This is a genomic window from Streptomyces sp. NPDC090798 (assembly GCF_044768965.1).
Classification (GTDB): domain Bacteria; phylum Actinomycetota; class Actinomycetes; order Streptomycetales; family Streptomycetaceae; genus Streptomyces.
The window spans coordinates 587,405-611,932 of record NZ_JBIVXA010000001.1 but is presented as its reverse complement, the minus strand read 5'-3'; the positions used below and the strand labels follow the sequence as shown (position 1 = coordinate 611,932).

Annotated in this window: 22 protein-coding genes and 1 pseudogene; 16 read left to right on the top strand and 7 right to left on the bottom strand. The window is 69.6% G+C overall.

The window, feature by feature from the left end; translation table 11 throughout:
- The first annotated feature begins 137 nt into the window (after window positions 1-137).
- The 9 genes from ACIQTP_RS02615 (at window position 138) to ACIQTP_RS02575 (ending at window position 10,452) form a co-directional block, all read left to right on the top strand.
- Window positions 138-3,845, top strand: a complete 3,708-nt coding sequence (locus ACIQTP_RS02615; protein WP_403395493.1) for a phage tail protein — start codon at window positions 138-140, stop codon at window positions 3,843-3,845.
- Between the two features lie 10 nt (window positions 3,846-3,855).
- Window positions 3,856-4,359: a hypothetical protein gene (locus ACIQTP_RS02610; RefSeq protein WP_403395491.1), complete on the top strand. Its 504-nt coding sequence runs from the start codon at window positions 3,856-3,858 to the stop codon at window positions 4,357-4,359.
- A 3-nt stretch (window positions 4,360-4,362) separates the two neighbouring features.
- Window positions 4,363-7,245, top strand: coding sequence for a hypothetical protein (locus ACIQTP_RS02605; RefSeq protein WP_403395489.1), 2,883 nt, complete (start codon window positions 4,363-4,365; stop codon window positions 7,243-7,245).
- Window positions 7,246-7,254: 9 nt separating this feature from the next.
- The gene (locus tag ACIQTP_RS02600; RefSeq protein WP_403395487.1) at window positions 7,255-7,809 is read left to right on the top strand and encodes a hypothetical protein; all 555 of its coding nucleotides are present in this window, start codon (window positions 7,255-7,257) and stop codon (window positions 7,807-7,809) included.
- Window positions 7,810-7,824: 15 nt separating this feature from the next.
- A complete protein-coding gene (locus ACIQTP_RS02595) occupies window positions 7,825-8,022 on the top strand; it encodes a hypothetical protein (protein WP_403395486.1) in 198 nt (65 codons plus the stop codon).
- Between the two features lie 105 nt (window positions 8,023-8,127).
- Entirely contained in the window at window positions 8,128-8,970 is an 843-nt protein-coding gene (locus ACIQTP_RS02590; RefSeq protein WP_403395484.1) for a C1 family peptidase, read from the top strand.
- A gap of 2 nt (window positions 8,971-8,972) precedes the next feature.
- Window positions 8,973-9,833, top strand: a complete 861-nt coding sequence (locus ACIQTP_RS02585) for a peptidoglycan-binding protein (protein WP_403395482.1) — start codon at window positions 8,973-8,975, stop codon at window positions 9,831-9,833.
- Window positions 9,834-9,859: 26 nt separating this feature from the next.
- Window positions 9,860-10,168, top strand: coding sequence for a hypothetical protein (locus ACIQTP_RS02580; protein WP_403395480.1), 309 nt, complete (start codon window positions 9,860-9,862; stop codon window positions 10,166-10,168).
- 23 nt (window positions 10,169-10,191) lie between these two features.
- The gene (locus ACIQTP_RS02575) at window positions 10,192-10,452 is read left to right on the top strand and encodes a hypothetical protein (protein ID WP_403395478.1); all 261 of its coding nucleotides are present in this window, start codon (window positions 10,192-10,194) and stop codon (window positions 10,450-10,452) included.
- 661 nt (window positions 10,453-11,113) lie between these two features.
- Here the strand turns inward: ACIQTP_RS02575 and ACIQTP_RS02570 are convergent.
- The gene (locus ACIQTP_RS02570) at window positions 11,114-11,293 is read right to left on the bottom strand and encodes a hypothetical protein (RefSeq protein WP_403395476.1); all 180 of its coding nucleotides are present in this window, start codon (window positions 11,291-11,293) and stop codon (window positions 11,114-11,116) included.
- Between the two features lie 127 nt (window positions 11,294-11,420).
- Here ACIQTP_RS02570 and ACIQTP_RS02565 point away from each other — a divergent pair, with 127 nt between their 5' ends.
- From ACIQTP_RS02565 to ACIQTP_RS02555, 3 genes are all read left to right on the top strand, one after another.
- Entirely contained in the window at window positions 11,421-12,671 is a 1,251-nt protein-coding gene (locus ACIQTP_RS02565; protein ID WP_403395474.1) for a helix-turn-helix domain-containing protein, read from the top strand.
- A gap of 92 nt (window positions 12,672-12,763) precedes the next feature.
- Window positions 12,764-12,964, top strand: a complete 201-nt coding sequence (locus ACIQTP_RS02560; RefSeq protein ID WP_403395472.1) for a hypothetical protein — start codon at window positions 12,764-12,766, stop codon at window positions 12,962-12,964.
- Window positions 12,961-13,170, top strand: a complete 210-nt coding sequence (locus ACIQTP_RS02555; RefSeq protein WP_403395471.1) for a hypothetical protein — start codon at window positions 12,961-12,963, stop codon at window positions 13,168-13,170. Before ACIQTP_RS02560 ends, ACIQTP_RS02555 begins: the two co-directional genes overlap by 4 nt.
- A gap of 115 nt (window positions 13,171-13,285) precedes the next feature.
- Here the strand turns inward: ACIQTP_RS02555 and ACIQTP_RS02550 are convergent, their stop codons facing one another.
- Window positions 13,286-13,519, bottom strand: a complete 234-nt coding sequence (locus ACIQTP_RS02550) for a helix-turn-helix domain-containing protein (RefSeq protein ID WP_403395469.1) — start codon at window positions 13,517-13,519, stop codon at window positions 13,286-13,288.
- Window positions 13,520-13,756: 237 nt separating this feature from the next.
- Here ACIQTP_RS02550 and ACIQTP_RS02545 point away from each other — a divergent pair, with 237 nt between their 5' ends.
- Complete coding sequence (locus tag ACIQTP_RS02545) at window positions 13,757-13,954, top strand: hypothetical protein (RefSeq protein WP_403395467.1); 198 nt, start codon at window positions 13,757-13,759, stop codon at window positions 13,952-13,954.
- Window positions 13,955-14,027: 73 nt separating this feature from the next.
- Here ACIQTP_RS02545 and ACIQTP_RS02540 read toward each other — a convergent pair.
- The 4 genes and pseudogenes from ACIQTP_RS02540 to ACIQTP_RS02525 form a co-directional block, all read right to left on the bottom strand.
- Window positions 14,028-14,936: pseudogene (locus tag ACIQTP_RS02540) on the bottom strand (ComEC/Rec2 family competence protein); the annotation flags it as partial.
- A gap of 125 nt (window positions 14,937-15,061) precedes the next feature.
- The gene (locus tag ACIQTP_RS02535; protein ID WP_403395465.1) at window positions 15,062-16,270 is read right to left on the bottom strand and encodes a helix-hairpin-helix domain-containing protein; all 1,209 of its coding nucleotides are present in this window, start codon (window positions 16,268-16,270) and stop codon (window positions 15,062-15,064) included.
- 173 nt (window positions 16,271-16,443) lie between these two features.
- The gene (locus ACIQTP_RS02530) at window positions 16,444-17,289 is read right to left on the bottom strand and encodes a DegV family protein (protein WP_403395463.1); all 846 of its coding nucleotides are present in this window, start codon (window positions 17,287-17,289) and stop codon (window positions 16,444-16,446) included.
- Between the two features lie 69 nt (window positions 17,290-17,358).
- Window positions 17,359-18,090, bottom strand: a complete 732-nt coding sequence (locus ACIQTP_RS02525) for a hypothetical protein (RefSeq protein WP_403395462.1) — start codon at window positions 18,088-18,090, stop codon at window positions 17,359-17,361.
- Between ACIQTP_RS02525 and ACIQTP_RS02520 the strand changes: the two genes are divergently transcribed.
- Window positions 17,981-18,208, top strand: a complete 228-nt coding sequence (locus tag ACIQTP_RS02520) for a hypothetical protein (RefSeq protein WP_403395460.1) — start codon at window positions 17,981-17,983, stop codon at window positions 18,206-18,208. The genes ACIQTP_RS02525 and ACIQTP_RS02520 overlap by 110 nt on opposite strands.
- 36 nt (window positions 18,209-18,244) lie before the next feature.
- Here ACIQTP_RS02520 and leuS read toward each other — a convergent pair whose 3' ends face one another.
- Window positions 18,245-21,133, bottom strand: a complete 2,889-nt coding sequence (gene leuS, locus ACIQTP_RS02515) for a leucine--tRNA ligase (protein ID WP_403395458.1) — start codon at window positions 21,131-21,133, stop codon at window positions 18,245-18,247.
- Between the two features lie 424 nt (window positions 21,134-21,557).
- On the opposite strand from leuS, the gene ACIQTP_RS02510 reads away from it, so the two are divergent.
- Complete coding sequence (locus tag ACIQTP_RS02510; RefSeq protein ID WP_403395456.1) at window positions 21,558-22,874, top strand: cytochrome b/b6 domain-containing protein; 1,317 nt, start codon at window positions 21,558-21,560, stop codon at window positions 22,872-22,874.
- Window positions 22,871-24,490, top strand: a complete 1,620-nt coding sequence (locus tag ACIQTP_RS02505; protein WP_402036216.1) for an NADH-ubiquinone oxidoreductase-F iron-sulfur binding region domain-containing protein — start codon at window positions 22,871-22,873, stop codon at window positions 24,488-24,490. The genes ACIQTP_RS02510 and ACIQTP_RS02505 overlap by 4 nt, the downstream gene beginning before the upstream one ends.
- The last annotated feature ends 38 nt before the right edge of the window (window positions 24,491-24,528 follow it).

The window sequence follows — 24,528 nt, the reverse complement described above, 5'->3', positions numbered from 1 at the left end:
CGGACTGTGCGAACGGTTCAAGTGCCTACCCAGCCAGCTGTACGAGGAGGACACGGATCTACTGCGCCTGATCGCGATCGAGCGGCTCGGCACAGCATCCGAGGAGCCAGGAGGGGAGGTGGGCAATGTCTGATGCCGTGACAATCACAGTGCGGGTCAACGACCAGACCGGGGCCGGTTTTCGGGACGTCGACGGGCGACTTCGCGACATGCACGGCCGGTTCGCGACGGCGGCCGGGGGCATGCAGCAGTCGTCGTCGAAGGCCGATAAGGCCATGGTCGACATGCGGGCGACGATGCTGTCGCTCGCCCCGGCTGCGGTCCCGGTCGCTGCCTCCCTCGCTCCGATCGCAGTGCATGCCGGGGCGGCCGGGCTGGCGGTCGCGGCGTTCGGCGCTGCGGTGATTCCGCAGATCGGGAATCTGAAGGACGCGGCCGGCGCGCAGGACAAGTACACGGCTGCGGTCACGAAGTACGGGGCGCAGTCGAAGCAGGCGCTTCAGGCGCAGCAGTTCGTCGCGGACTCGTTGGCGTCGATGCCTGCGGCAACGCAGCGGGCGTCTGCCGCGTACTCGAATCTGCGGGACACGTTCCACGAGTTCTCCGACAGCAACGCAAAGTTCACGATGGCTCCCGTCGAGCACTCGTTCGCGGTCCTCGGCCAGATCATCCCGAAGCTGACCCCGATGGCTCGGGGCGCGTCGACGCAGTTGGACCGGCTGGTGACCGTCGCGGGCGGCGCGGTCAACACGAGCGGGTTCGACGCGCTGTCGAAGAAGGTCGGCACCTTCGCGAACTCGTCGTTGAAGAGTGCGACGGACGGTGCGATTCACTTCATGCGGGTCATGTCGGAGGGGAAGTCGTCCGGGCCGATCGCGAGTTTCTTCGCCTACGCCAAGGCGCAGGGGCCGGCCGTCAAGGAGCTCCTGACGAACGTGGCCAGGGCGGTCTCCAACCTGCTGCAAGGCGCGTCGCAGGCGGGTCCGGGGCTGCTGTCGCTGGTCAATGCTTTCGCGAAGCTGGTGGCGGCGGTGCCTCCGTCGCTGATCGGCACCCTGATGCAGGTGTACGCCGCGTTCAAGCTGATCAAGCTGGCGGGTGCGGGGATCGGTGCGGCAGCGGAGGGCATCACCTCCCTCCGGACTGCTATCACGGGGCTGACTACGGCGTCGGCTGCTGCGGGCGGCGGAGTGGCGGGCCTGCGGGCCGCGTTCGCGTCGCTGGGCACGGCGACGAAGGCCACGCTCGTGGTTGCGGGGATCGCTGCGGTGGTCGCGGTGTTCTCGAAGCTGTCGTCGATGGGCAAGTCGGCGCCTCCGGACGTCGACAAGCTCACCACGGCGCTGGGCAGGCTCGGCGCCACCGGGCAAGTCACTGGTGAGGCAGCGAGCAAGTTCGGGACGCACTTTGAGAAGCTGAAGTCCCAACTCGACAGGGTGCTCGATCCGAGCGTGGCGGAGAGCGTCAACAACTGGGGTGCCAAGGTCTCTGGGGGGTTGCTGAAGCCTGGCGATGCCACGGAGGAGTTCACCAAGTCCGTTGATGCGATCGACAGTTCCCTCTCCAATCTGGTCCACGGTGGTAAGGCGGATCTGGCGAAGACTGCCCTCGCGGACATGATCAAGGGCATGCGGCCCGATCAGATCGCCAAGTTCAAGGGCAAGCTCGACGACTACAAGTCCGCGCTGGCGGACCAGGCTCTCGAAGCGAAGCTGACGGCCCAGTCGCAGGGCCTGTTCGGGCAGGCGGCTCAGGACGCGGCCACGAAGCTGGACGCGCAGAAGGCATCGGCTGACGGGCTGCGCGGCGCAATCCAGGCCCTCAACGAAGCGCAGCGCCGAGGCTTGGGCGGGATGATCGGCTTCGAGGCGGCCATCGACGCGGCATCGACGGCGGCGAAGGACAACGCAGGCGCCCTCTCGATGAATCACGGGGTCCTCGACCTCAACAGCGAGAAGGCACGGAACGCCGCGTCCGCCCTCCAAGACCTCGCGGACAAGACCGACGGCGCGGCCACCTCCGCGCGGGAGTCCGGTTCCTCGTGGGAGACCGTCAACGGGATCTACACCCGGGGCCGGAAAGCGTTCATCGACTCGGCGATAGCGATGGGCCTCAACAAAACCGAGGCCAAGCAGCTCGCGGACCAGATCCTCGGCATTCCAGACAAGAAGGCCACGACGCTGGAAATGCGCACGGAAGACGCGGTCGCCGGACTCGACTCGGTGCTCGGGGCACTGAAGAAGACCCCGAACGCGAAGAGCGTCACGGTGTCCGCGCTCACGGATGACGCGGTGGGGATGCTGCGCGACCTGGGCCTGAAGGTGACCCGCCTGAAGGACGGACGCTTCCAGGTCACCGCGAACGGGAAGCCCGCGAAGAGTGCGATCGACGCGGTACAGCGGGCGCGGGACGGCCTGAAAGACAAGAGCATCACGCTGTCGGCGCGGGACCGCGCCAGCGCGGCGGCACGCGCGATCCAAGCGGCAATCAACGCGCTCCGCAGCAAGACGGTGACCGTCACGACCGTCCGGGAAACGATCGCGAAGTACAGCACCATCGGCCGGCCTGCGCAGGGCCAGGGCGGGGTGTCGAAGTACGCGACCGGCGGCCACATCACCGGCGGCTCCGGTGTCGAGGACGACGTGCCGCTGCTGGCGATGGGCGGAGAGTTCATCGTCAACAAGCGGCAGACACAGAAGTACCGGTCCATGCTGGAGGCGATCAACGAAGACCGGGTGCCGCACTTCGCGAAGGGCGGCGTCACCGCAGCGGAGAAGACCGCCCGCTCTGCACTGTCCGGGCAGTTCGGCATCAGCCACTTCGGCCGGATGGCCGGCTATCACACGACCCCGTTCGAGCGGTCCCTCGGGAGCCCCGCAGACCTGGGCAGCCTGACGCAGGCGTTGAACGAGGCCGCGAGTCAGATCCGGGCCGCGTTCCATGGCCGCACCGAGGCCCGCCTGGAGAAGGAACTCAACTCGGTCGGCAAGTCCCTGATCCGCTACGACAAGCAGCTGAACAGCGTCACCCGCAGCCTCGACAGCGCGAAGACGAAACTCGACGGCCTGAAGAACAGCGCGTCGCAACTGTCGGACAGCGTCAAGGGCAACGTGCTGTCGTCGTCGAGCATCACCCAGGGCGTCTCCGCGGGGAGCACCGTCACCGTGGCCTCCCTCATGGGCGGCCTCACCCAGTCCCGCGACAAGGACACCGCGTTCGCAGACGCGCTCAAGGGCCTCAAGTCGAAGGGCCTGGACAAGGGGCTGATCCAGCAGATCGCCGAAGCGGGTGTCAACGGGGGCGGGTTGGAGACCGCGGGCGCTTTGCTGGGGGCTTCGGGGTCGGAGATCTCCTCGATCAACTCCCTTCAGGGGCAGATCGCGAAGGCCGCAGGGTCTGCGGGGAAAACCACCTCGGACGCGGTGTACGGGGCTGCGATCAAGGCGCAGGAGAAGCTCGTCAGCTCGCTGACCAAGCAGCAGGACAAGCTCGAAAAAGCCATGAGCCATCTCGCGAAGGTCATGGAGAAGGCCCTCGCGAAAGCGGTCAAGGGGAAGGCATCGGGCGGCATCGTCGGCGCCGCCGCGTCGGGCGGCCTGCGCGGGGGTCTGACGTGGGTGGGCGAGCACGAGCCCGAGCTCCTCGATCTCCCGGTCGGGTCGCGGGTGTGGTCCGGTCCGGACTCGCGCCGCATGGCCGGCGGGGGTGGCGGCGTGGTGCGGGTGGAGTTGGAGATCCGCTCCAGCGGCTCGTCCCGCTACGACGAGTTCTTGGCCCGGGAGTTGCGTCAGTTCGTCCGCGTCCGCGGAGGCAACGTTCAAGTCGCCCTGATGGGGCGCCCGTAAGGGGAGAGAGATGCATCGCTACAAGTGCTTCAACGGGCCGATGCCCACGATCGCAGCCCAGCAGAAAGTCACCACCGGCACGGCAATCAAGACCATGCTCCAGATCGCCACGCCGAGCACCAGGCAGATTCAGCTCATCTCGTGGGGGTTCACCCTCGACGGGGTGCCTGGGGCGGCCGGGCAGGTCGAACTCGTCCAAACCGATGTGGCCGCGACCGTCACGGCTCACGTTGCCGCGGGTGTCCAGCCGCTGGACCCGAACGCGCCCGCGTCGCTGATGACGCTGAGCACAACGGGCACCGGCTACACCGCCTCGGCCGAAGGCACCACCACTGCGTCCCGCACCTTCGACGTCAACCTCGTCCCGCCGACGGCCGGCGCGACGGACATCAACTACGTCTACCAGTGGATGCCGGACGAGCGGCCGATCGTCGCGATCTCAAAGTTCCTGCGGGTGCGGTGCACATTCGGCGCGGCCGTGAACATGTCGACGTGGATCTGCTGGGACGAGTGACAGATGCCAGGGAGTGTTGCCGCCCGGTCGATGGCCTGGCAGCGCCGCATGGGCGGTGCGCCGGGTCCCCTCGGCGCGTCCGGGGAGGCCTCGACCGGCGCCCCCGTGACGGTGGAGCTGCTCGTCAACGGCGTGTGGGTGGACATCACCCCGTACGTCATGGTCCGCGACGAGCAAGGGCAGATCACCCTCACCCGGGGTCTCCGCGACGAGGGCAACCAGACCGAACAGGCCACCGGCACGCTGCCGCTGAAAAACCAGGACGGAAGGTTCACCCCCCGCAACGCCATGGGCATCTGGTACGGGCTGATCGGGCGTAACCAGCCGATCCGTATCTCGGTCCCGGACGGGATGGGCGGCAAAAGCTACCGGCTGTGGGGTGAAATCCCGAAGTGGCCTGCGTCGTGGGACCCGACAGGCAACGACGTGTGGGTCGACGTGAGCGTCAACGGGATCTTGCAGCGCCTCGCGCAGGGCCCGGCACCGGAACGGTCGGTGATCTACAACGCGGTCGCGAACCCGCTGCCGTCGAGCGTGGTCGCGTACTGGCCGTGCGAAGACCCCTCGGATGCGACGACGATCGCGTCCGCCCTCGTCAGCGGCTCCCGGATGACGATCTCCGGAACCCCGACCCTGGCGAGCTACTCCGGGTTCGGCGCATCGGATCCCCTGCCCGACCTCACCACGAGCTCACTGTCCGGCGGCGTCGTCGCCTACGACGAACCCACCGCGACACAGGTCCGCTTCCTGTGCTTCATCCCCGCTATCGGCCTGTCCGACGGCAAGGTGATCTGCTCGATCGACCAGGTCGACTACAGCCCGGGCTCGGCGCAGTTCTGGGAGCTGTACTACTCCGCGACGTCCACCAGCCTCACGCTGCGCATGAACGCCTCGGACGGCAGTTTCCTCGGGATCGAGCTGCCGCACACCCTCGACGTGCGGGGCCGGCAGATGTACGTGTCGGTGGAGTTCCAGGAGTCGGGGACGGCGATCACCCGCGCGGTGCGGATCACGGACGTCAACACGGGGCTCACGTACTCCGTCACCGACACCGCGAATGTCACCCAGCTGTCGAGGGTGACGAAGGTCCAGTTCGGCCCGGCCAGCCGGTCCGCGGTCGGCCCGAACGGGACCCAGTTCCTGCCCGGAGTGGCCATTGGGCACGTCACCGTAGAGAACGCGATCACCGCGGTGGGAGCACTCGGGGTGCGGTTGAACCCGATCGGCGAGGCAGCCGGGCGCCGCATCCAACGCCTGTGCGGCGAAAACGGCATCGCCGTCGACTGGATCGGCGACCTCGATGACACCGTCGACATGGGCGCGCAGGGCAAGACGAATCCCTTGTCGCTGATGCAGGAGGCCGTGCTCGCCGACGACGGGCTGCTGTACGAGAACCTGGCCGCGCTCGGTCTCGGCTACCGCACCCGGGCCAGCCTGTACAACCAGGACCCAGCGCTGATCCTGAACTACACCGGGTTCAACCTCGCCGAGGTCCCCACCCCGGTAGAGGACGACCGCTACCTCGCCAATAAGGTCACCATCTCGGTGCTCGGGGTCACCGCCACCTACGAGGAAACGGCCGGCCCCCTGTCGACGGCGCCCCCACCGACCGGGGTCGGTGTGTACGGACCGAACGCGGACTCGGCGCTGTCGCTGAACCTTGCGACTTCGGACACTCCGACGCTGCTGGACCAGGCCGCGTGGCGGGTGCACATCGGCACCGTGGACGAAGCCAGGCACCCGCAGATCTCCGTGAACCTGGCGCACGCAAGCATCACCCCGGAGATGCGGCGGGCGATCCTCAGCCTGCGGATGGGCGACCGGGTGCAGGTCATCAACCCGCCAGCCTGGCTGGGTGGGGACACGATCGACCAGTTGGTCCTCGGGTTCGAGGAGTCCATCACGCACTTCGAGCACCGGATCACGTTCACCTGTGCTCCCGCGAGCCCCTACAACACGATCGGCTACCTCGACACAACCGCCCGCTTCGACACGGACGGCTCGCAGCTGCTGACTGCGATCGGCCCGGCCGACACGTCGATGGTCGTCGTCCCGTCGCCGACCCAGACCGTGTTGTCCCCAGGACAGTGGGTGCTGTGGACCACGGACCCGGCCGAGTTCCCGTTCGATCTGCGGCTGGGAGGCGAGGTAGTACGGGCGACCGGAGCGACGCCGTGGCTGTCGGACGCGTTCAGCCGCACCGTGTCGAACGGTTGGGGCAGCGCAGATACGGGGCAGGCGTGGTCGGTTGCCGGCACGGCCTCGGACTACGCGGTCGGAAGCGGGGTGGGCTCCCACATCCTGACCACAGTGACGACCACGCGTAGGTCGTTCATCGATCCGTTCCTCTTCACCAACTTCGACTTCTATGTGGACATCACGACCAGCGCGACCGCGACGGGCGGTTCCCTTTTCGGCGGCCCCGCCGGACGCTACATGGATTCTGCCAACCTCTATACGGCGCGCATGGAGTTCACCACGTCGAACACGCTGATTCTGTCGCTCCGCAAGCTCGTGAACGGGAACGAGACCAGCCTCGGCGTGTACAACCTTCCCGACACCTACGCCCCCGGAACGTTCTTCCGGATCCGATTCCAGGCGCAGGGCTCGGTGTTCAGGACGAAGGCGTGGCTGGCGTCCGGTGTCGAGACTCCGGAGTGGCAGATCTCCGTCGTCGACGGAGACATTTCCACAGCGAATTTCATCGGGCTGCGATCGTTCTCAGCGTCTTCGAACACGAACGTGAATCCGTCCGTGAATTACGAGAACGCCAACATCATCAACCCGCAAACCTTCACCATGACCCGTTCTATCAACGGCATCACAAAAGCCCACGCCGCGGGCGAGGACGTCCGCCTCGCCAACCCGACCATCATCTCCCTGTAAGGAGCCATCGTGCCCGAGGCCTATCCCACGCCCCTCGCAGGGCAGCGGCTCACCGCAGGCCTGCTGCGGTCGATGCAGCCACAGGTGGCCCGCAAGACCGCTGACACTGCACGTTTCGCGACGACGACGCTGGCGCTTGACCCGCACATCCAATTCACTGCGGTCGCGGGCGCGGTGTATGCGTGGAGTGGCTGGTTGAAATTCGATGCTGACCTCACCGGGGACATCATCGTTGGTTTTTCCGTGCCGTCCGGGTCGCTCGGTGCGTGGGTCGGCTCTGGTGCCGGTACCACTGTCATTTCCGGCACTGCGGGCGGCGGCACTCAGCAGAACGCCGGGTCGACATGGGGTTACACCGTTCGTACCGAGTGGACCGACATCGGAAATACCCGCACATACGGCGGTCTTGGCGCAGGAAATGCGCTCACGGTGATGCTTAATGGGACTTTGCGTGTCGGGGCCACGGGCGGCACGTGGGGTATGACGTGGGCGCAGAGCGTGTCGAGTGCCACTGCAACGACTGTTTTCACGGATAGCTGGATTTCGTCCCAGCGCATCGCCTGAAGGGGCCTTTCCGTTATGGCAAGTTATGTGATCACGGGACGCAATAAGAGTGGCGAGCCGGTGCTGTCGGTGAACATCGACGCCATAAGTCAGGAACCGCCTGTCGTTGATGAGGTCGATGTGGTGAACGCGGTCCGCGTGTTCATTGCTGGGACGGCTGGTGTGGTTTCAGTGGTGGCGCAGAAGTACGAGCAGGTCATCACGGTCGTCTGACCCCCCCGGTTTTAAGAAGATCCACACCAGGACCACTCAGGCACATTGGCGAGACGAACCGTATCGTCTCCAGTAGTGAGCAGGACCCGCCGTCCGAGGAGCCCCATGACCACCCACCACATCACCGAGCAGCCCGGCCAGCCATACCGGCTCGGTCGCCACGTCGAGCACGATCCCCGGTCCCTCGCGTACGCGCACGGCGTGCTGCCTCATTCGGCGATCAAGACCGTCGAATGGGCGCGACGCACGCCGATCCTCGACCAGGGCCAGTTGGGCTCGTGCACAGGCAACGCAGGCACGGGCCTGCTCGGCACGGACTCCGCGGGCCGGACCGGGTGGACCTCGGTCACCATCACACCGGCCGCGGCCGCAGCGTCGCACGGCGCGTTCACCGCGGGAGTCCACCCGCTGGACGAGGCGTTCGCGATCTCCCTGTACGCGCTGGCAACCGTCCTCGACGGGGTGTCCGGCACGTACCCGCCGGACGACACCGGTTCCACGGGGATCGGGGTGGCGAAGGCCCTGAAGGTATTGGGGTTGGCGACCTCGTACACGCACGCGTTCTCGATGGCCGCGCTCAACTCGGCACTCCAGTCCGGGCCGGTGATGATCGGCATCGAGTGGCTCAACAGCATGTTCGACACGGCCACCGACGGACGGATCCTCGTCGACCGGTCATCCGGTGTCGCGGGCGGGCACGAGATCGAACTCAACCGGTTCGACGCGGCGGCCGGCGAGTACTGGATCACGAACTCGTGGGGCACGTCGTGGGGTGCGAAGGGCTGCGGCTACTTCACCGCGGCCGACCTGACGTGGCTGCTGTCGCAGCAGGGCGACGTCACCGTCCCCGCGTGGGCGACCGCCCCGACCCCAACTCCGGCGCCGGCGGACCCCGATCTGGCGATGGCGCTCGCCGCTCGCTCCTGGCTCAACGCGAAGGGACTCTGACCATGCCTCAACTCTGGATGCCCGGGGCAATACGGGCCGACGTCGGGGACCACGCCCCATGCGACACGCAGTACCCGGCGAAGGCGATTGCGCACATCACCTGGGACAAGAACGCGACCGCGGCCAAGCCTGTCGACCTGGTGCCGTTCGCCAACCTCAAGTCCTACTTCACCGGCGGCGGCATCGGGGTGGCCCCGCACATCCTGTGGGACCCCTTCACCGGTGCGTTCGCGCAGTTCTACCCGGCCGACTCCCGCTCGAAGTCCGTGGTCGACCTCGCCGGCGGGACGCGAACGAACCGCGCGGGGAAGGTGGTCATCCAGATCGAGGCCGTCTTCTTCCCGTACTGCCGGGTCGACGGCAAGGTCTACGCGCAGCTCGACGACACCCCGTGCAAGGGCTGGCAGCAGCTCCAGGACTGGGTCACCTCGTGGGGCGTCCCGCAAGCGTGGCCCATGGGCCGTCCCACCGACTTCACCCCGCACCGCAACGAGCACGTGTGGGAGACCGAGGACGGCTGGTACGGCCACAGCCAGGTCCCCGAGAACACGCACGTGGACCCCGGCTCCTGGCCCGAGTTCATCAAGGCGCCGAAGCCCCCGCAGAAGCCGACGGACGAGCCGTTCCCCGGGACGCCGTTCTTCAGGGCCGGCCACCGGTCCCCGATCATCGCGGCCATGCACCGCAGGCTCGTCGCGGTCGGCTGCAACCAGTACGCGTCGTCCGCGAACGCCGATGTCTGGGGCCCTGGTGACGAGCGCTCCTACGCGGCCTGGCAGCGGAAGCTCGGTTACACCGGCTCGGCCGCGGACGGCATCCCGGGCCCGGCGAGTTGGTCAAAGCTGCACGTCCCCAACGTCTGACCCATCTCACCGAACTGGAGTTCCTCATGAACGTCAACCTCGACAAGGCGTACTGGCTCGGCCTGCTCGTCTCCGTCGTCCTCCCGGTCCTCGTCGGCCTGGTCACGACGAGAGTCACCAGCCCGGGCATAAAGGCCGTGCTGCTCCTCGCGCTGTCCACGGCGACTGGGTTCGTCGTCGAGTACGCGGGCCCGCACGACGCCGGGTACAGCGTGGGTACGGCGGCCGTCCTCGCCCTCGTCTCCTTCGGTACGGGCGTGCTGAGCCACTTCGGGTTCTGGAAGCCCGTCGGCGTCGCGGGCCGGGCGCAGGACTCGTTCGTCAAGGTGGCCTGACCGCGTCCATATAGGAGGCCCTGTTGGACGCCACCACCCTCGGCGCGGTCCTCGCCTGCGTGGGCGTGCTGTCCGGCTCGGTGGTGGCGTTCATCGGGAAGCGGGGAGAGACCCGCAACTCGCTCACGGACCAAGTCCAAGAGGAACGCGACGGCCTGGCGCGGCGCCTCGCTGAGAAGGACGTGCAGATCGCCGCGCTGGAGCAACAGCGCCACGACTACCTCGTCAGGATCACCCAGCTAGAGATAGAGAACATCCGACTCGGAGGAAACCCCACCCCATGACCCGAACCGAGCGCACGATTGTCCTGCACTGGCGCGGCATCGCCACGGCGTGCGCGATCGTCGCTCTGTTCGGCATCTCGTGGGCGCTGTGGCACCGCATCGATACCTCGGACCGCAACTATGCGGCGGCCACGGCCGAGGCGAACAAGCGGGGCGACGCGGTGTCCACGCTCGCGGGGGACGTGCGCGCGCTGCGGGCGCAGGTGAGGGCGCGGGGTGGGACTCCGGTGGCTCCGGACCCGAGCAAGGCCGTGGCGGATCTGCCCGCCCGTACGACAGTCCCGGTGCCGATACCAGGCCCGACAGGGCCGGCAGGAAGCCCCGGCCCGTCTGGTTCCCCGGGTTCTCCGGGTGCGACGGGGGCGGCAGGTGTGCCGGGGTCCGCTGGCAGTCCTGGAGTGGTCGGTCCGAGCGGTCCGGCTGGTCCTGCCGGTCCTGCGGGGGCTCAGGGCGCGCAGGGCCCGGCTGGGCCTGCGGGGCAGGACGGGGCGGACGGGCAGGACGGGCGGGATGGGCAGACCTGCCCGGACGGATACAGCTTGCAGGCCCCGTCGTATGACCCGGATGCGCGGGTGTGCCGGAAGGATGGGGCGCCGCAGCCGAGCCCGTCGCCGTCGGGGCTGTTGTCGCTGGGGCTGGACCCGACCCGTCGCCAGTACGTCTAGGCCGCTTCGACGATCTCGGCCCGGACCGCGGTCGCCCACTCCACCAACAGCCGCTCGTACTCGGCCCGTTCCAACGCGGTGAGCTCCGTCCCCTCACACGGCCACAGCGCCCGGATCGCCTCGTTCACGACCGCAGCAGGCCGCACGGAGCCGCTAGGCAGAGGGGTGGGGGACATGCGACAAGCGTAGCCGCAGACACCGACAAGCCACCCAGTCGAGCAGCGGCCTGCCCCGAGCCCTCACATGGAAAAGGTCCCGCCCCATACCCTGACAGTGACGAGCTGTTCAGAGAGGGGCGAGACCGTGCCTACCGATGCTACCCCCGACCCGTACGCCGACCCGCTGGTGTTCGGCCAGAGACTGCAAATCCTCCGTACCCGCCGCGGCCTGACCCGCGACCAACTCGGCGGACTGGCCGGACGCTCCGGGTCCTGGGTCAAGGGCGTAGAGACCGGCCGGCTGAAAACACCGCGGCTGGAGGTCGTGCTGCGGCTGGCTGAGATCCTCCGCGTCCGCGATCTGTCCGACCTCACCGGGGACCAGTCCGTGCACGTCGACCTGTTCACCGGCCCTGGGCACATCCGCCTCCCCGAGGTGAAAGCAGCGATCGACGCGTTCCCGCTCGGCTCCCGCCGCGAGGCGCCGCCGGCCGCGCACCTCCGCGCCCGGCTGGCGCGCGCTTGGGCGGCCCGCCACTCCGCGCCCAACCACCGCGATGTTGTGGGCGCGCTGCTGCCCGACCTGATCCGTGACGCGCAGGCCGCGGTCCGCCAGGCCGAGACCGGGGCGGACCGGAGGGCGGCGCACGCAGTCCTCGCCGAGGTGTACAGCCTCAGCCAGTTCTTCGTGGCGTACCAGCCGGACGCTGCCCTGCTGTGGCGCGTCGCCGAGCGCGGCCTCATCGCCGCGCAGGAGTCCGAGGACCCGCACGCGATCGGCGTCGCCGCATGGCTCGCCGCGCAGGCCCACCGCGACTCCGGTCCCGCGCACTACGACGCGGCCGACGAGGTCAACCTCCAGACCCTGGCGTTCCTCGAACCGCTCCTGCCCGACGCACCGGACGATGTCCTGGCCATCACTGGCGCGCTGACGTTCGAGGCCGGATACACCGCGGCCCGCCGCGGGGAGACCGGCACGGCATGGCGCTACTGGGACCAGGCCCGCAGCATGGCGGCCCGTCTGCCTGCGGACTACTACCACCCGATCACGAGCTTCTCGCAGGCCATCATGGGCGCCCACGCGGTCACCGTGGCCGTCGAGCTACACCAGGGCGGGGAGTCCGTACGGCAGGCGGCTGCCGCGGACGCCGTGGTGATCCCGTCCCGCCCACGGCGGGCCCGGCACCGTATCGAGGAGGCGCGCGGCTACCAGCTCGACGGACAGCCCGATGTCGCCCTGGCCACGCTGGCGCAGGCGCACGAGGCCGCCCCGGAGACCATCCGGTACAACGGCTACGCCAAGCGCATCGTCCTGGAAGAGACCGAAGCGAAGAGTCCCGCCCGGCGGCGGCGCGCTTCCGACCTGGCGGTGAAGCTGGGTCTGCTGGCCGCGTGAGCGAGGGGGCACAGTTTGTGCCCCTGCCGCTTCCTGCCCCCGCTTACGGTCCCGCATGTGAGACGGATCACCGTGACCGTGGAGGCCAGCCGATGAAGCAGCAGACGAAACCCGACGAGCGCCCCGTCACGCTGCCCGATCCGACCCGCCCGCCCATGCCGGCCGCGGGCTGCGATGTCTGCGAGGCCCTAGACCAGCAGCGCGCGGCGGCCGAACATTCCGGGAACATCAGCCTGGCCACGACGTGCGAGCAGGAGATGCGCCGCCACCCCGCCCACGGCGGCAAGTCGTGACCGGCACCGGGTGGGAATGGAGCGACTCCGGAAGCACATCCGGCCGCATGCAGCAGGTCGTCCGCACCAGCGCTGACGGGCCCGTGCAGGCCGCGCACGCCTCGTTCATGGAGCACGCCATCTCGTGCAGCGCCTGCGGGTACGGAGCGACGCGGTGCCCGCGGGCGGATGAGCTGGCGGCGGCGTGGCGCGACGCGAAGCAGTAGCCCCAAATTCTCCCGCTGCCGGGACGGCCCCACGGTCGGCTGCGGGAGGGCGGTCGCCTATCCGAAGGGTGGCCGTCTTGACCCGCCGCAGTGCTCCCCCTGGGCCTGCGGCGGGTCACCTCACGAGGTTGGCGAGTGGGGTGTCGAGGGCATCGGCGATGAGGATCAGGTGGTCGATGCTCGTCGCATGCGCGCCTTGCTCAATCCGGTTGATCGTCTTGCGGTCGAGGCCTGTGAGCTCGCCGAGCTTCTCCTGTGTGAGCTTCCGCTCGTGGCGGGCGTCACGGATGTGGTCTCCGATGGCCTGTCGGCGGGCGAGTACCCGGGCGGGCAGGGGATCGGTGGGCACGCATACACGCTGGTGGGAGCCGTGATCGTTGTCTGTACCAGCGTTGGTACATTTGCGAGATCAGGTTCCGGTCACGCCGCAACCCCCGCTCGAATAAAACGCCCGTTCGAGTGATGTGAGCTTGGCACTGTTGCACATATGCAAAACTTGAACACACAATTACCTGCATTGCCCATGTATCGGCCGCCCACCTCGGCGCGCCGCACCTCCCGCGCCCAGCAATAGGTGACCCCCCACATGTACGAGCACCCTGCCGACTGCAGCCTGACCGAGGAGCAGAAAGCCCGAATCGACTACGCGCGACGCGACCTCGCAACGGCGCGCGCCACCGATCTCGGTGTCATCCCGGCTGCCGGCCTGATCCTGGTCATTGAACGGCTCCGCCTGCGCCTCGATGACGCGCTGCAACTCATCGACGAGATCACGCAGCAATAACCGCAGGTCGGCGACTTGATCCTCGCTAAGAAGCAAGGGTGATCTCTAAGAGTCACCCACCCCCCGCAACCACATTGTCACCGCTGACCGCCAGCAGGTGCGTGAGATCCGTCGCCTTGAACGCCTCGTCCAGCTCCGGTGTGACCCGTGAGGTGTCTCCCACGACCAGCCCCGGCAGCAGCGCCCGCGCGTCCGCCTCCAGCCCGTCGGTCGCCTGCCGCAGTCCCTCGCGCAACCGGCCGGCGAACCGCTGGGGCCCGGACGGCTGCCCCACCACCTGCGGCGGCCCGCTCCCCCGCACGCGCAGCACGGCCGCGATCCGGTCCCCGTCCGACAGCGCGGGGGCCAGCCGCGCGGCCACCCGCAACCGTGTGGACGGCAGCAGCGACAGCCAGGGCGAGCGGCCGCCGGGCAGCCGGGGCGAGCCTCTCGGCGAACTCGCGTCGACGATCACCAGCACCGGCGTGCGCGTCGCCACCACGGCCCCGTCTCCGCCCGCCCGCGTCACCCGCCGGACCTCCGCGTCGAGCAGCACGGCCGTGGGGGCCGCGTGATCGCCCTTGATCCGAGGCCGGGTGAGCCGTGGGTCGGAGGTGACCTCCACCTCGGCGGTCACCTGGGCGTACTGCCGTGCCAGGGCCGGGATCGGGCCGCGGCGCGCATCCGCCCCGTGCAGCCCCGCGGAGGCGGCGGCCGCCGCGACACAGAGCAGTGAGGCGGCGACGGAGACCCGCGGCCAGGCACGGGATGGTCGTGCGCCGTACTCCGTCGCCCTGCGCTCCTTGGTCCGCCCCGACGCCAGCAACGCGCCGGCCAGGACCAGGCAGCCCACCACCGCGGCTGTGACCCGTCCGAGCGGTGCGCCCACCGTCACCGCCGCCGTCACCCAGGCCGCGAGCGCGGGCGGCACGAGCCGCAGATCCGTCGGCCCTTCCTCCCGGGGGTGCGCGGTGCCGAGCCGCTTTCCCGAGGCGGCGTGCACGGCTCGGCGGCTCCGGGAGTGCCGGGCGCTCCGCGTGGCATCCGTCGGCGTGGAGGCCGCGTGGGGTGAAGGAGGCGAAGGAGCCGAAGAGGTCGCGGGAGCCGCCGAGGGCAGGGTGGGCCCGCTCACGGCCGTACGAGTTTCTGCAGATCGGAGAACCGGCGGTCGCCGATTCCATTGACCTCGCGGAGCTCTTCGACCGAGCGGAAGCCGCCGTGCTGGGTGCGGTAGTCGACGATGTGCTGGGCGAGAACGGGACCGACGCCCGGCAGGGTGTCGAGCTGGTCCACGGTGGCCGTGTTGAGGGAGACCGGAGCCGAAGGAACCGCTCCTGAAGCGGATCCGCCGCCCCCGGTGATACTGGAGCCGCCACCCATGACCGGTCCAGTCACGGCGGCGGGGACGCCCACCAGGACCTGTTCGCCGTCCACCAGGAGGCGGGCCCGGTTGAGCCCCTCGGTGTTCGCACCCGGCCGCACCCCACCCGCGGCCCGCAGCGCGTCCTCGACCCGCGACCCGGCCGGCAGTCGTTGCAGGCCGGGACTGCGCACCTTGCCGCTGACGTCCACCACGATCGCGGTCCCGGTCGAACCGCCCGAACCGGCCGGGCTCGGCGGTGCCCCGGCCGAGCTTCCCGGCTCCGCCGACTTCCGCTCCACCGCGCCGCTCTGCCCGCCGTAGGGCGCCACTGCCCGCACCACCTCTGGAGCCCGCACCGACTGCGTCCTGCCACCCCAGAACTGCTGCACGGCGAAGACCACGGCGACAACGAGCAGCACACCGAGTGCGGTCACACTCCTGCGCTCCAGACCGCACCTCGACTGCAACCACAGCGGCATCCGCTCCCGCACGGCAAGCCCGGCCCGCTCCCGCCATGCCGCCGTCGCCCCGGGCGCGGGAGCGCCGCGCTCGGCACGGTCGCCCGCACTCGCAAGCACACCTGGGCTCGTGCTCGGTTCGTCACGGTCCAGGACCCCGGTGAGCGAGGAGCCGCCATTTCCCCGGACGACGGCGACCCCGACCCCCGCCGAGGTGCTCCCCCTTGGGCCTCCCACATCCCGGTCCACGCCCGGCGGTCCGTCCCCCAACTCCCCTCGTGTGCCGGGCTTTTCGGAGAAGAGTGCCTGCGCGCGCAGGCGGAGCGCCTCGGCCGAGGCCTCGCGGCGTCGGGCGCGGACGCCTGTACCCGCACCTGCGCTTGTACCCGCACCCGCGCCCGCGCCCGCGGGGCTTGGCGAGCGATGGCGGCGATGGCGGGTGCGGCCGTCGGAGACAGGACCGCGGCCCGGGCCGCTGGTCGGGGTGGCGGTGCGTGAGCGTGATCGAAGTGCCATGCGTCGAGGATCGGGCAACTCGCCACCCTCGCGATGATCTTGCTCAAATCCCGGGGAAAACTACCCAGTTGTGGATAACTCTGTCACCCACACGAGTCACACCTGGCCCAGCAGACGCAGCAGTCCCATCAGACGCGGGCGCTCCCACTCCGCCACCCCCGAATTCCGCGGCCTCATCGAGGCGAGACGACCGCCCCCAGCAGACCGGGGCCCGTGTGCGCCCCGATCACCGCACCGACCTCGCTCACATGCAGTTCGACCACGCCCGGCACCCGCGCCCGCAACCGGTCCGCGAGGGCGGACGCCCGCTCGGGGGCGGCGAGATGGTGGACGGCGATGTCGACCTGGGCGCTGCCCGCGCGTTCGGCCACGATCTCCTCGAGCCGGGCGATCGCCTTGGACGCCGTCCGTACCTTCTCCAGGAGTTCGATCCGCCCTCCGTCGAGCTGGAGCAGCGGCTTCACCGCGAGCGCGGAGCCCAACAGCGCCTGCGCGGCGCCGATCCGGCCGCCACGGCGCAGATTGTCGAGCGTGTCGACGTAGAAGTACGCGTAGGTGCCGGCGGCCCGCTTCTCCGCGGCCGTGACCGCCTCGTCGGCGGTGCCCCCCGCTTCCGCGGACTCGGCCGCGGCCAGCGCGCAGAACCCGAGGGCCATCGCGACCATCCCGGTGTCCACCACGCGCACGGGGACCGGGGCCTCACGGGCACCGAGAACGGCGGCGTCGTATGTGCCGGAGAGCTCGGCGGACAGGTGGAGCGAGACGATGTCGGTCGCGCCCGACTCGGCGACCCTGCGGTAGGCCTCGGCGAAGACCTCGGGGCTGGGCCGGGACGTGGTGACGGGGCGCCGCTTCTGCAGTGCCTGCGCCAGGGAGCGGGCCGAGATCTCGGTGCCCTCTTCGAGCGCCTGATCGCCGAGAACCACGGTCAGGGGCACCGCGGTGATGCCGTGGCGCTCCATCGTCCGGGGCGGCAAGTAGGCCGTTGAATCGGTGACGATCGCGACATGGCGGGACATGAGCTGGAGGTTACCTGCCGGGGAGCGCGGACGGCAGCCCGGCCCCTCTCACCTGCGGTCTAGGTCGGGTCAAGTCGTGCTCTCGGGACGGGGTTTCTTCTGCCAGGGGTAGGTGGGCCGCTGTACCGGCGGGGTGATGGCGGAGCGCCGCGGCTCGTCGGCAGGGCGGGACTGCGGGGGCTCCGGCCAGGTCTGGCCGCTGGAAGTGACCGTGTCCGGTGCCGGCGCCTCGGGCCAGGAGGCCGTGGGCCCCGGCTCGGTCGTCCAGTGCCGCAGGGCGCCCGCCTCGACGTCGATCTGCTCGCTCAGCGACTCCAGGTCGTCGTCGGCGAACCGGCGGGCCCGGTCGCGCGCGGCCCAGCGCAGCGAGTCCGCGGACTGCGTGATCCGCTCGGTGCGCTCGCGCAGCTCGGGCAGCCGCGTGGAGAGCGTCCTCTTGTCCGGTTCGCTCTCCAGGCGCCTCAGCTCGTCGTCCAGCTCGCGCCCGTGCACACTGAGCCGCTCGAACAGCCCCAGGGACTCCTTCAGGGACTCGTCCTCGGCCACGCCCGAGTGCAGCGCGTCCTGTGTGGCCCGCATCGAGGTGCGCAGCGTCAGCCTCAGCTGGGCGATCTCGCCCGCCGGGCCCGGCTGAGTGAAGGTCTTGGCACGCAGAGTGGTGTCCTCGACCGTGCGGCGGGCCTGGGAGATCGTGCGGTCCACACCGCGCTTGGCGGCGCCGATCACCTTCACGGTGGCGTATGCGCCCAGCACCACGAACAGCAGGAAGAGCAGGGCGATTACTGTGATCACGGCTTCCACCACGCTCCTCCTCCGGACGGTCGCGGCAGCCGCCGCGTCGCTCTTCAACGGTAAACGCAACGGGCAGGTCCGGAGTTCCGGAAGAACCCCGAACCTGCCCGTAGGGGACTACCCCTAGCCAGGCCACCGATCCATGCCGGACCGTGGCAAGCGGCTACGCCGTGACGATGTTCACCAGCTTCGGCGCCCGCACGATCACCTTGCGGATGCCCGCGCCGTCCAGCGCGGCGACGACCTTCTCGTCGGCCAGCACGATCTTCTCCAGCTCCGCGTCGGAGATCGACGGGGAGACCTCCAGGCGCGCCTTGACCTTGCCCTTGATCTGCACGACGCAGGTCACGGCCTCGTCCACCACGTACGCCGGGTCGGCCACCGGGAAGTCCTGGTGGACGACCGAGTCGGTGTGGCCCAGCTTGCGCCACAGCTCCTCGGCGATGTGCGGGGCCAGCGGCGCGACCAGCAGCACCAGGGGCTCGGCGACCGTGCGCGACACGGGGCCGCCGGTCTTGGTCAGGTGGTTGTTCAGCTCGGTGACCTTGGCGATGGCGGTGTTGAAGCGCAGGCCCTCCAGGTCCTGGCGCACGCCGTCGATCGCCTTGTGCAGCACCCGCAGGGTGTCCTCGTCGGCCGGGGCGTCGACGACCGTGACCTCGCCCGTGGTCTCGTCGACGACGTTGCGCCACAGCCGCTGCAGCAGCCGGTACTGGCCCACCACCGCGCGCGTGTCCCACGGCCGCGACACGTCCAGGGGGCCCATCGCCATCTCGTACAGGCGCAGGGTGTCCGCGCCGTACTCGTCACAGATCTCGTCCGGAGTGACCGCGTTCTTCAGGGACTTGCCCATCTTGCCCAGCAGTCGGGAGACCTTCTCGCCCTGGTAGTAGTACGCGCCGTCGCGCTCCTCCACCTCGGCGGCCGGCACCGCGATGCCGCGGCTGTCGCGGTACACGAAGGCCTGGATCATGCCCTGGTTGAACAGCTTGTGGAACGGCTCGGCCGAGGAGACGTACCCCAGGTCGTACAGCACCTTCGACCAGAAGCGCGCGTACAGCAGGTGCAGCACGGCGTGCTCGGCGCCGCCGACGTACAGGTCGACGCCACCGTGCGGCTGGCCCTCGCGCGGGCCCATCCAGTACTGCTCGATGGCCGGGTCGACCAGCTTCCGGTCGTTGTGCGGGTCCAGGTAGCGCAGCTCGTACCAGCAGGAACCGGCCCAGTTGGGCATGGTGTTGGTCTCGCGGCGGTACTTCCGCGGACCGCGGCCGTCACCCAGGTCCAGGGTGACGTCGACCCAGTCCTCGTTGCGGGACAGCGGCGTCTCGGGAGAGGTGTTCGCGTCGTCCGGGTCGAAGGTGCGCGGCGAGTAGTCCTCGACCTCCGGCAGCTCCAGGGGCAGCATCGACTCGGGCAACGCGTGCGCGACGCCGTCCTCGTCGTAGACGATCGGGAAGGGCTCGCCCCAGTAGCGCTGGCGGCTGAACAGCCAGTCGCGCAGACGGAAGTTGACGGTGCCCTCACCGATGCCCTTGCGTGCCAGCCACTCGGTGATGCGCTCCTTCGCCTCGGCCACACCCAGGCCGTCCAGCGAGAAGTCGTCGTTGGAGGAGTTGATGATCTTCGCGTCGTACGACCCGAAGGCGTTCTCCCACGTCGACGTGTCGGTGCCGCGGCCGTCGGTCGGCTCGACGATGCAGTGGATCGGCAGCTCGAAGGCGCGCGCGAACTCGAAGTCACGCTGGTCGCCCGCCGGGACGGCCATGATCGCGCCGGTGCCGTAGCCCATCAGGACGTAGTCGGCGATGAAGACCGGGACCCGCTCGCCGTTGACCGGGTTGGTCGCGTAGGCGCCGGTGAAGACACCGGTCTTGTCCTTGGCCTCGGCCTGCCGTTCGACGTCGGACTTCGAGGCGGCCTGCACGCGGTAGGCGGCGACGGCCTCGGCGGGCGTGGCGTGACCGCCGGTCCACGCCTCGTGGCTGCCCTCGGGCCAGGCTTCGGGGACGAACTTGTCGACCAGCGGGTGCTCGGGCGCCAGCACCATGTAGGTGGCGCCGAACAGGGTGTCCGGGCGCGTGGTGAAGACCGTGATGGCTTCGCCGTCGATCGGGAAGTCGACGCGGGCACCCTCGGAGCGGCCGATCCAGTTGCGCTGCTGCAGCTTGATCGCCTCGGGCCAGTCCAGCGCCTCCAGGTCGTCCAGCAGCCGGTCGGCGTACGCCGTGATGCGCATGTTCCACTGGCGCAGCTTGGCCTTGAAGACGGGGAAGTTCCCGCGCTCGGAGCGGCCGTCGGCGGTGACCTCCTCGTTGGCCAGCACCGTGCCCAGCCCGGGGCACCAGTTGACGGGCGCGTCGGAGGCGTAGGCCAGTCGGTACTCGCTCAGGACGTCGGCGCGCTCGGCCGCGGTCAGCTCGTTCCACGCGCGTGTGGCGCCGTCAACGCCCGGTACGGCGCGCTCGCCGCTCTCGAACTGGGCGATCAGCGCGGAGATCGGACGGGCCTTGTCCGCCTCGTCGTCGTACCAGGAGTTGAAGATCTGCAGGAAGATCCACTGGGTCCACTTGTAGTACTCCGGGTCGATCGTGGCGAACGACCGGCGCTTGTCGTGACCCAGGCCCAGCGCGCGCAGCTGGGCCTTCATGTTCTCGATGTTGGCCTCGGTGGACACGCGCGGGTGGGTGCCCGTCTGCACGGCGTACTGCTCGGCGGGCAGACCGAAGGCGTCGAAGCCCAGGGTGTGCAGGACGTTGTGGCCCGTCATGCGCTGGAACCGGGCGAATACATCGGTGGCGATGTAGCCCAGGGGGTGGCCGACGTGCAGACCCGCTCCCGAGGGGTACGGGAACATGTCCATGATGAACTTCTTGGGCTTGGCGGCCAGCTCGGGGTCGCCCGCCAGGTCACCGCTGGGGTTCGGCGCCTCGTACGTGCCCTCGGCGTCCCAGAAGTCCTGCCAGCGTGCCTCGATCTCAGCGGCCATCGCGGCCGTGTAGCGGTGCGGCGCTGCCACCTCGGAGGCGGCAGCGGGGTTCGTCTCGCTCATGATCCTCAAAGCTCCATCGATCGTCTCTGCCAGCGGCTTAGAAATGAAAAATCCCCTCGCACAGGAGGGGACGCCGCGCCGATTCCGACCACGGGTCGTCAGTGGTCGGGGCTGATCAGCGCGGCTCGCTAAGCAGAAGGCGTACGGCACGCATGGCGTCAGGGTACCGCAGCCCCCGCGCGCGCCGCGACGAGCTTTGGGCGGGCCGGACACGCCGGACACGCCGTGCCGCTCGTCACAATCACGCCAAAAAATTTGAACAATATTCAAATATTACTTCGCGTAAGGGGACGCTACGGGACAACACAAGGACCTGGTCGCCCTTTGGTAACAACGCAATAACTCAAACCTCGTACCCATCGGTATGGCTCGACTTAGAGTTCGGCTTCGGGACCGCTTCCCCGAACCGTTGGGAGTACCCCCTATGAACCCTCGTCGCAGTGGCAGCACGCTTCCCCGACCGGGCCGCTCGGCCTACGGGGTGGCGACGGCTGCCGTCCTGCTGCTCATACCCGTGGTCGTGCTGGCCGGAGGCAACCAAGTCCAGGACTTCCTCAACTTCGGTGCGGGCGTCCTGTCGCTCGTCTCCCTCACGTGTTCGGTCATCTGGGGCCTCATCGCCCAGGACCGGCTCATCCTCAACACGCGTCAGCGGATCGTGGCGCAGGGCATCCACCGGGTGACGGCCGTCGGCTCGATCGCGTTCCTCTTGGTGCACATCACCATCAAACTGGCGCTTGACCACACCGTCCTGATCGCCGCACTGATCCCCTTCAGCCTGGGCGTCAAGGGCAGCGCCGGACTCATCGGACTCGGCTCCCTGGCCGGGCTGCTCATGATCTTCGTGGGCATCACCGGCGCACTGCGCAACCAGTTCGCGGCCCCGGCACCGGTCGCGGCGCGCTGGCGCGCGATGCACATGCTGGCCTACCCGGCCCTGTGCGCGGCGCTGATCCACGGTCTCTTCGCGGGACGGGCGGCGAAGCCGTTCTTCATGGTGTCGTACGAACTGTGCCTGGTCGCGGTCGGCGCGGCCCTCGCCCTGCGCGCGGCTCCCCACCCCTTCAAGCGCAAGGTCGCCGACCGGATCCTGGCGATCCTCGGCGAGGGCGGCGGCGCCGGTGGCCGCATGGCCCGCGAGGACCTGACGGCATCCCGTGCCGCCCTGTCGGAGAACTCCCTGCCGGGCTTCGCCCCGCGCCCCTCGCAGCAGCCCTCCGGCGCCCCCTTCGTACCCCCGCAGCGCACGCCGTCCCCCGAGCAGTCGCTGTACCAGACCCCGGCCGACCCCGCCGCCGCGGACGCGACGTCCGGTTTCGCGGCCGCCTACCGGGCCGTCTCGGGCACACCCGGCGCGAACCCCGCCGGCGCGGCCCCGACCGAGCGCGTCCAGATGCCCATGGACATGCAGCCGACGGAGGCGTTCCCCCGCGCCGACGCCGGCGGCAGCACCTCGGGCAGTTGGCCCATCCCCTCGCCGCCGCCGGTCGGCGAGGCGCCCCGCTCCGCGTACGACCCGCTCGCCGACACGGGATACAACATCCCCGTCTATGACAATTCGGCCACCGGCGGGTACGTCACGAGTGATGTGTACAACAACGGTGAGACGAACCCCGCCTTCGGTACGTACAACACCAACGACACGTACGACAGCGGTCCCACGCCTGACGTACTGCCGGGCGCCTTCGACGCTCCTGGCTCCGGTGAACCATGGAACGCCCCTTCCGGAGGCTTTAAGTGAACGAGGCCCTGCCCGACGTCCCGGAAGTCCGCGTCGTCGGGCTTCCGCAGCTCACGTCGGGCTTCGACCTGGTTGAACGGCTCGATCTGCCCATGCACCTCAAGGTGCACGGGCCGCTCGAGCCGATGGGCGGTGAACAGCTCGCGGGCCTCGCCGAGGCCATCGGACTGAAGGGCCGCGGCGGCGCGGGCTTCCCCTTCGCCAAGAAACTGCGCTCGGTCGCCGAGTCGGCCATCAGCAAGGGCATCCGACCCGTCGTGGTCGTCAACGGAAGTGAGGACGAACCCGCCTGCCGCAAGGACACGGTGCTCATCAACCGTGCCCCGCACCTCATCCTGGACGGCGCCCTGCTGGCCGCGGAGGCCATGGGCGCCCGCACCCTGGTCATCGGGGTGACCCGTGAGTCGACCCAGCGGTCCATGGAGGCCGCGCTGGCCGAGCGCGGCCTGAGCGACCGGCGCGGATCGCCGCTCCGCGCGCGCGTGCAGCGCAATCCGGTGCGGATGGTGACCGGAGCGGCCGCTTCGCTCATCCGCTCCATCGACGGCGGCCCGGCCATCCCGCCGGGCCGCAAGATCAGCGCGTCGCAGAGCGGCGTCGGCGGTGCACCCACCCTGCTGTCGAACGCCGAGACGTACGCGCAGCTGGCCATCGCCGCCCGTATCGGCCCCGACCGCTACCGCAACACCGGTCTGTACGACGAGCCCGGCACCGTCATGCTCACCGTCTCCGGCGCGGTCGCCCGCCCCATGGTGATCGAGGTCCCCACCGGCGTGCCGCTGCGCTACGTGCTCCAGCTGGCGGGCGCCCCGCCGATGCCGCAGGGCGTGCTGACCGGCGGCTACCACGGCAAGTGGCTGGACGCGGCGACGGTCAACGAGGCGATCGTCTCGCGCAACTCCCTGGACGCGGTGGGCGGCGCGCTCGGCGCCGGCGCGATCCTCCCGATCACCCAGGAGACGTGCCCCCTGGGCGAGTCGCTCCGGGTGGCCCAGTGGCTGGCCGAGGAGAGCGCGGGACAGTGCGGTCCCTGCTACCTCGGCCTGCCCGCCGCGGCGCGCGGTCTGGAGGACATCCTCAACGGCGGCGGACCGGCCGCCCTGGAGGCCGTGAAGCAGGTCGCCAAGGCCGTGAAAAGACGCGGCGCCTGCTCACACCCCGACGGCTCGGCGATGTTCATCGAGTCGACCATCAAGGCGTTCACGGACGACCTGGCCGCCCATGTCCTCGGCAATGGCTGCGGAAGGCCCGTGGAGGGCGTTCTGCCGCTCTTCGAGGGCGGCCAGCTCCCCACCGGCATCCCCGGCGGCCAGGCGGTCGAGGAGGCGGGCCCCAGCCGCCAGAAGATCTACGTCGACTGGACACTGTGCCGCGGTCACGGCCTGTGCGCGGACATCCTTCCCGAGGTCTTCGAACTGGGCGCCGACGGCTTCCCCACCGTCGCGCAGGCCCAGGTGCCCCGGTACGCGGAGGCGAAGGCGCTGCGGGCCGTACGCCGCTGCCCGGCGCTCGCCCTGCGCATCGAGGAGGACACCCGCTCCTCCGCCCCGGCACGCAACAACCTGCCGGTCCTCTCCCAGCGCCGTGGCCGTCGGGCGCTGGGCAGCGGCCGCTGAACACGACGAAGGCGGGTCACCCTGACCGGGTGACCCGC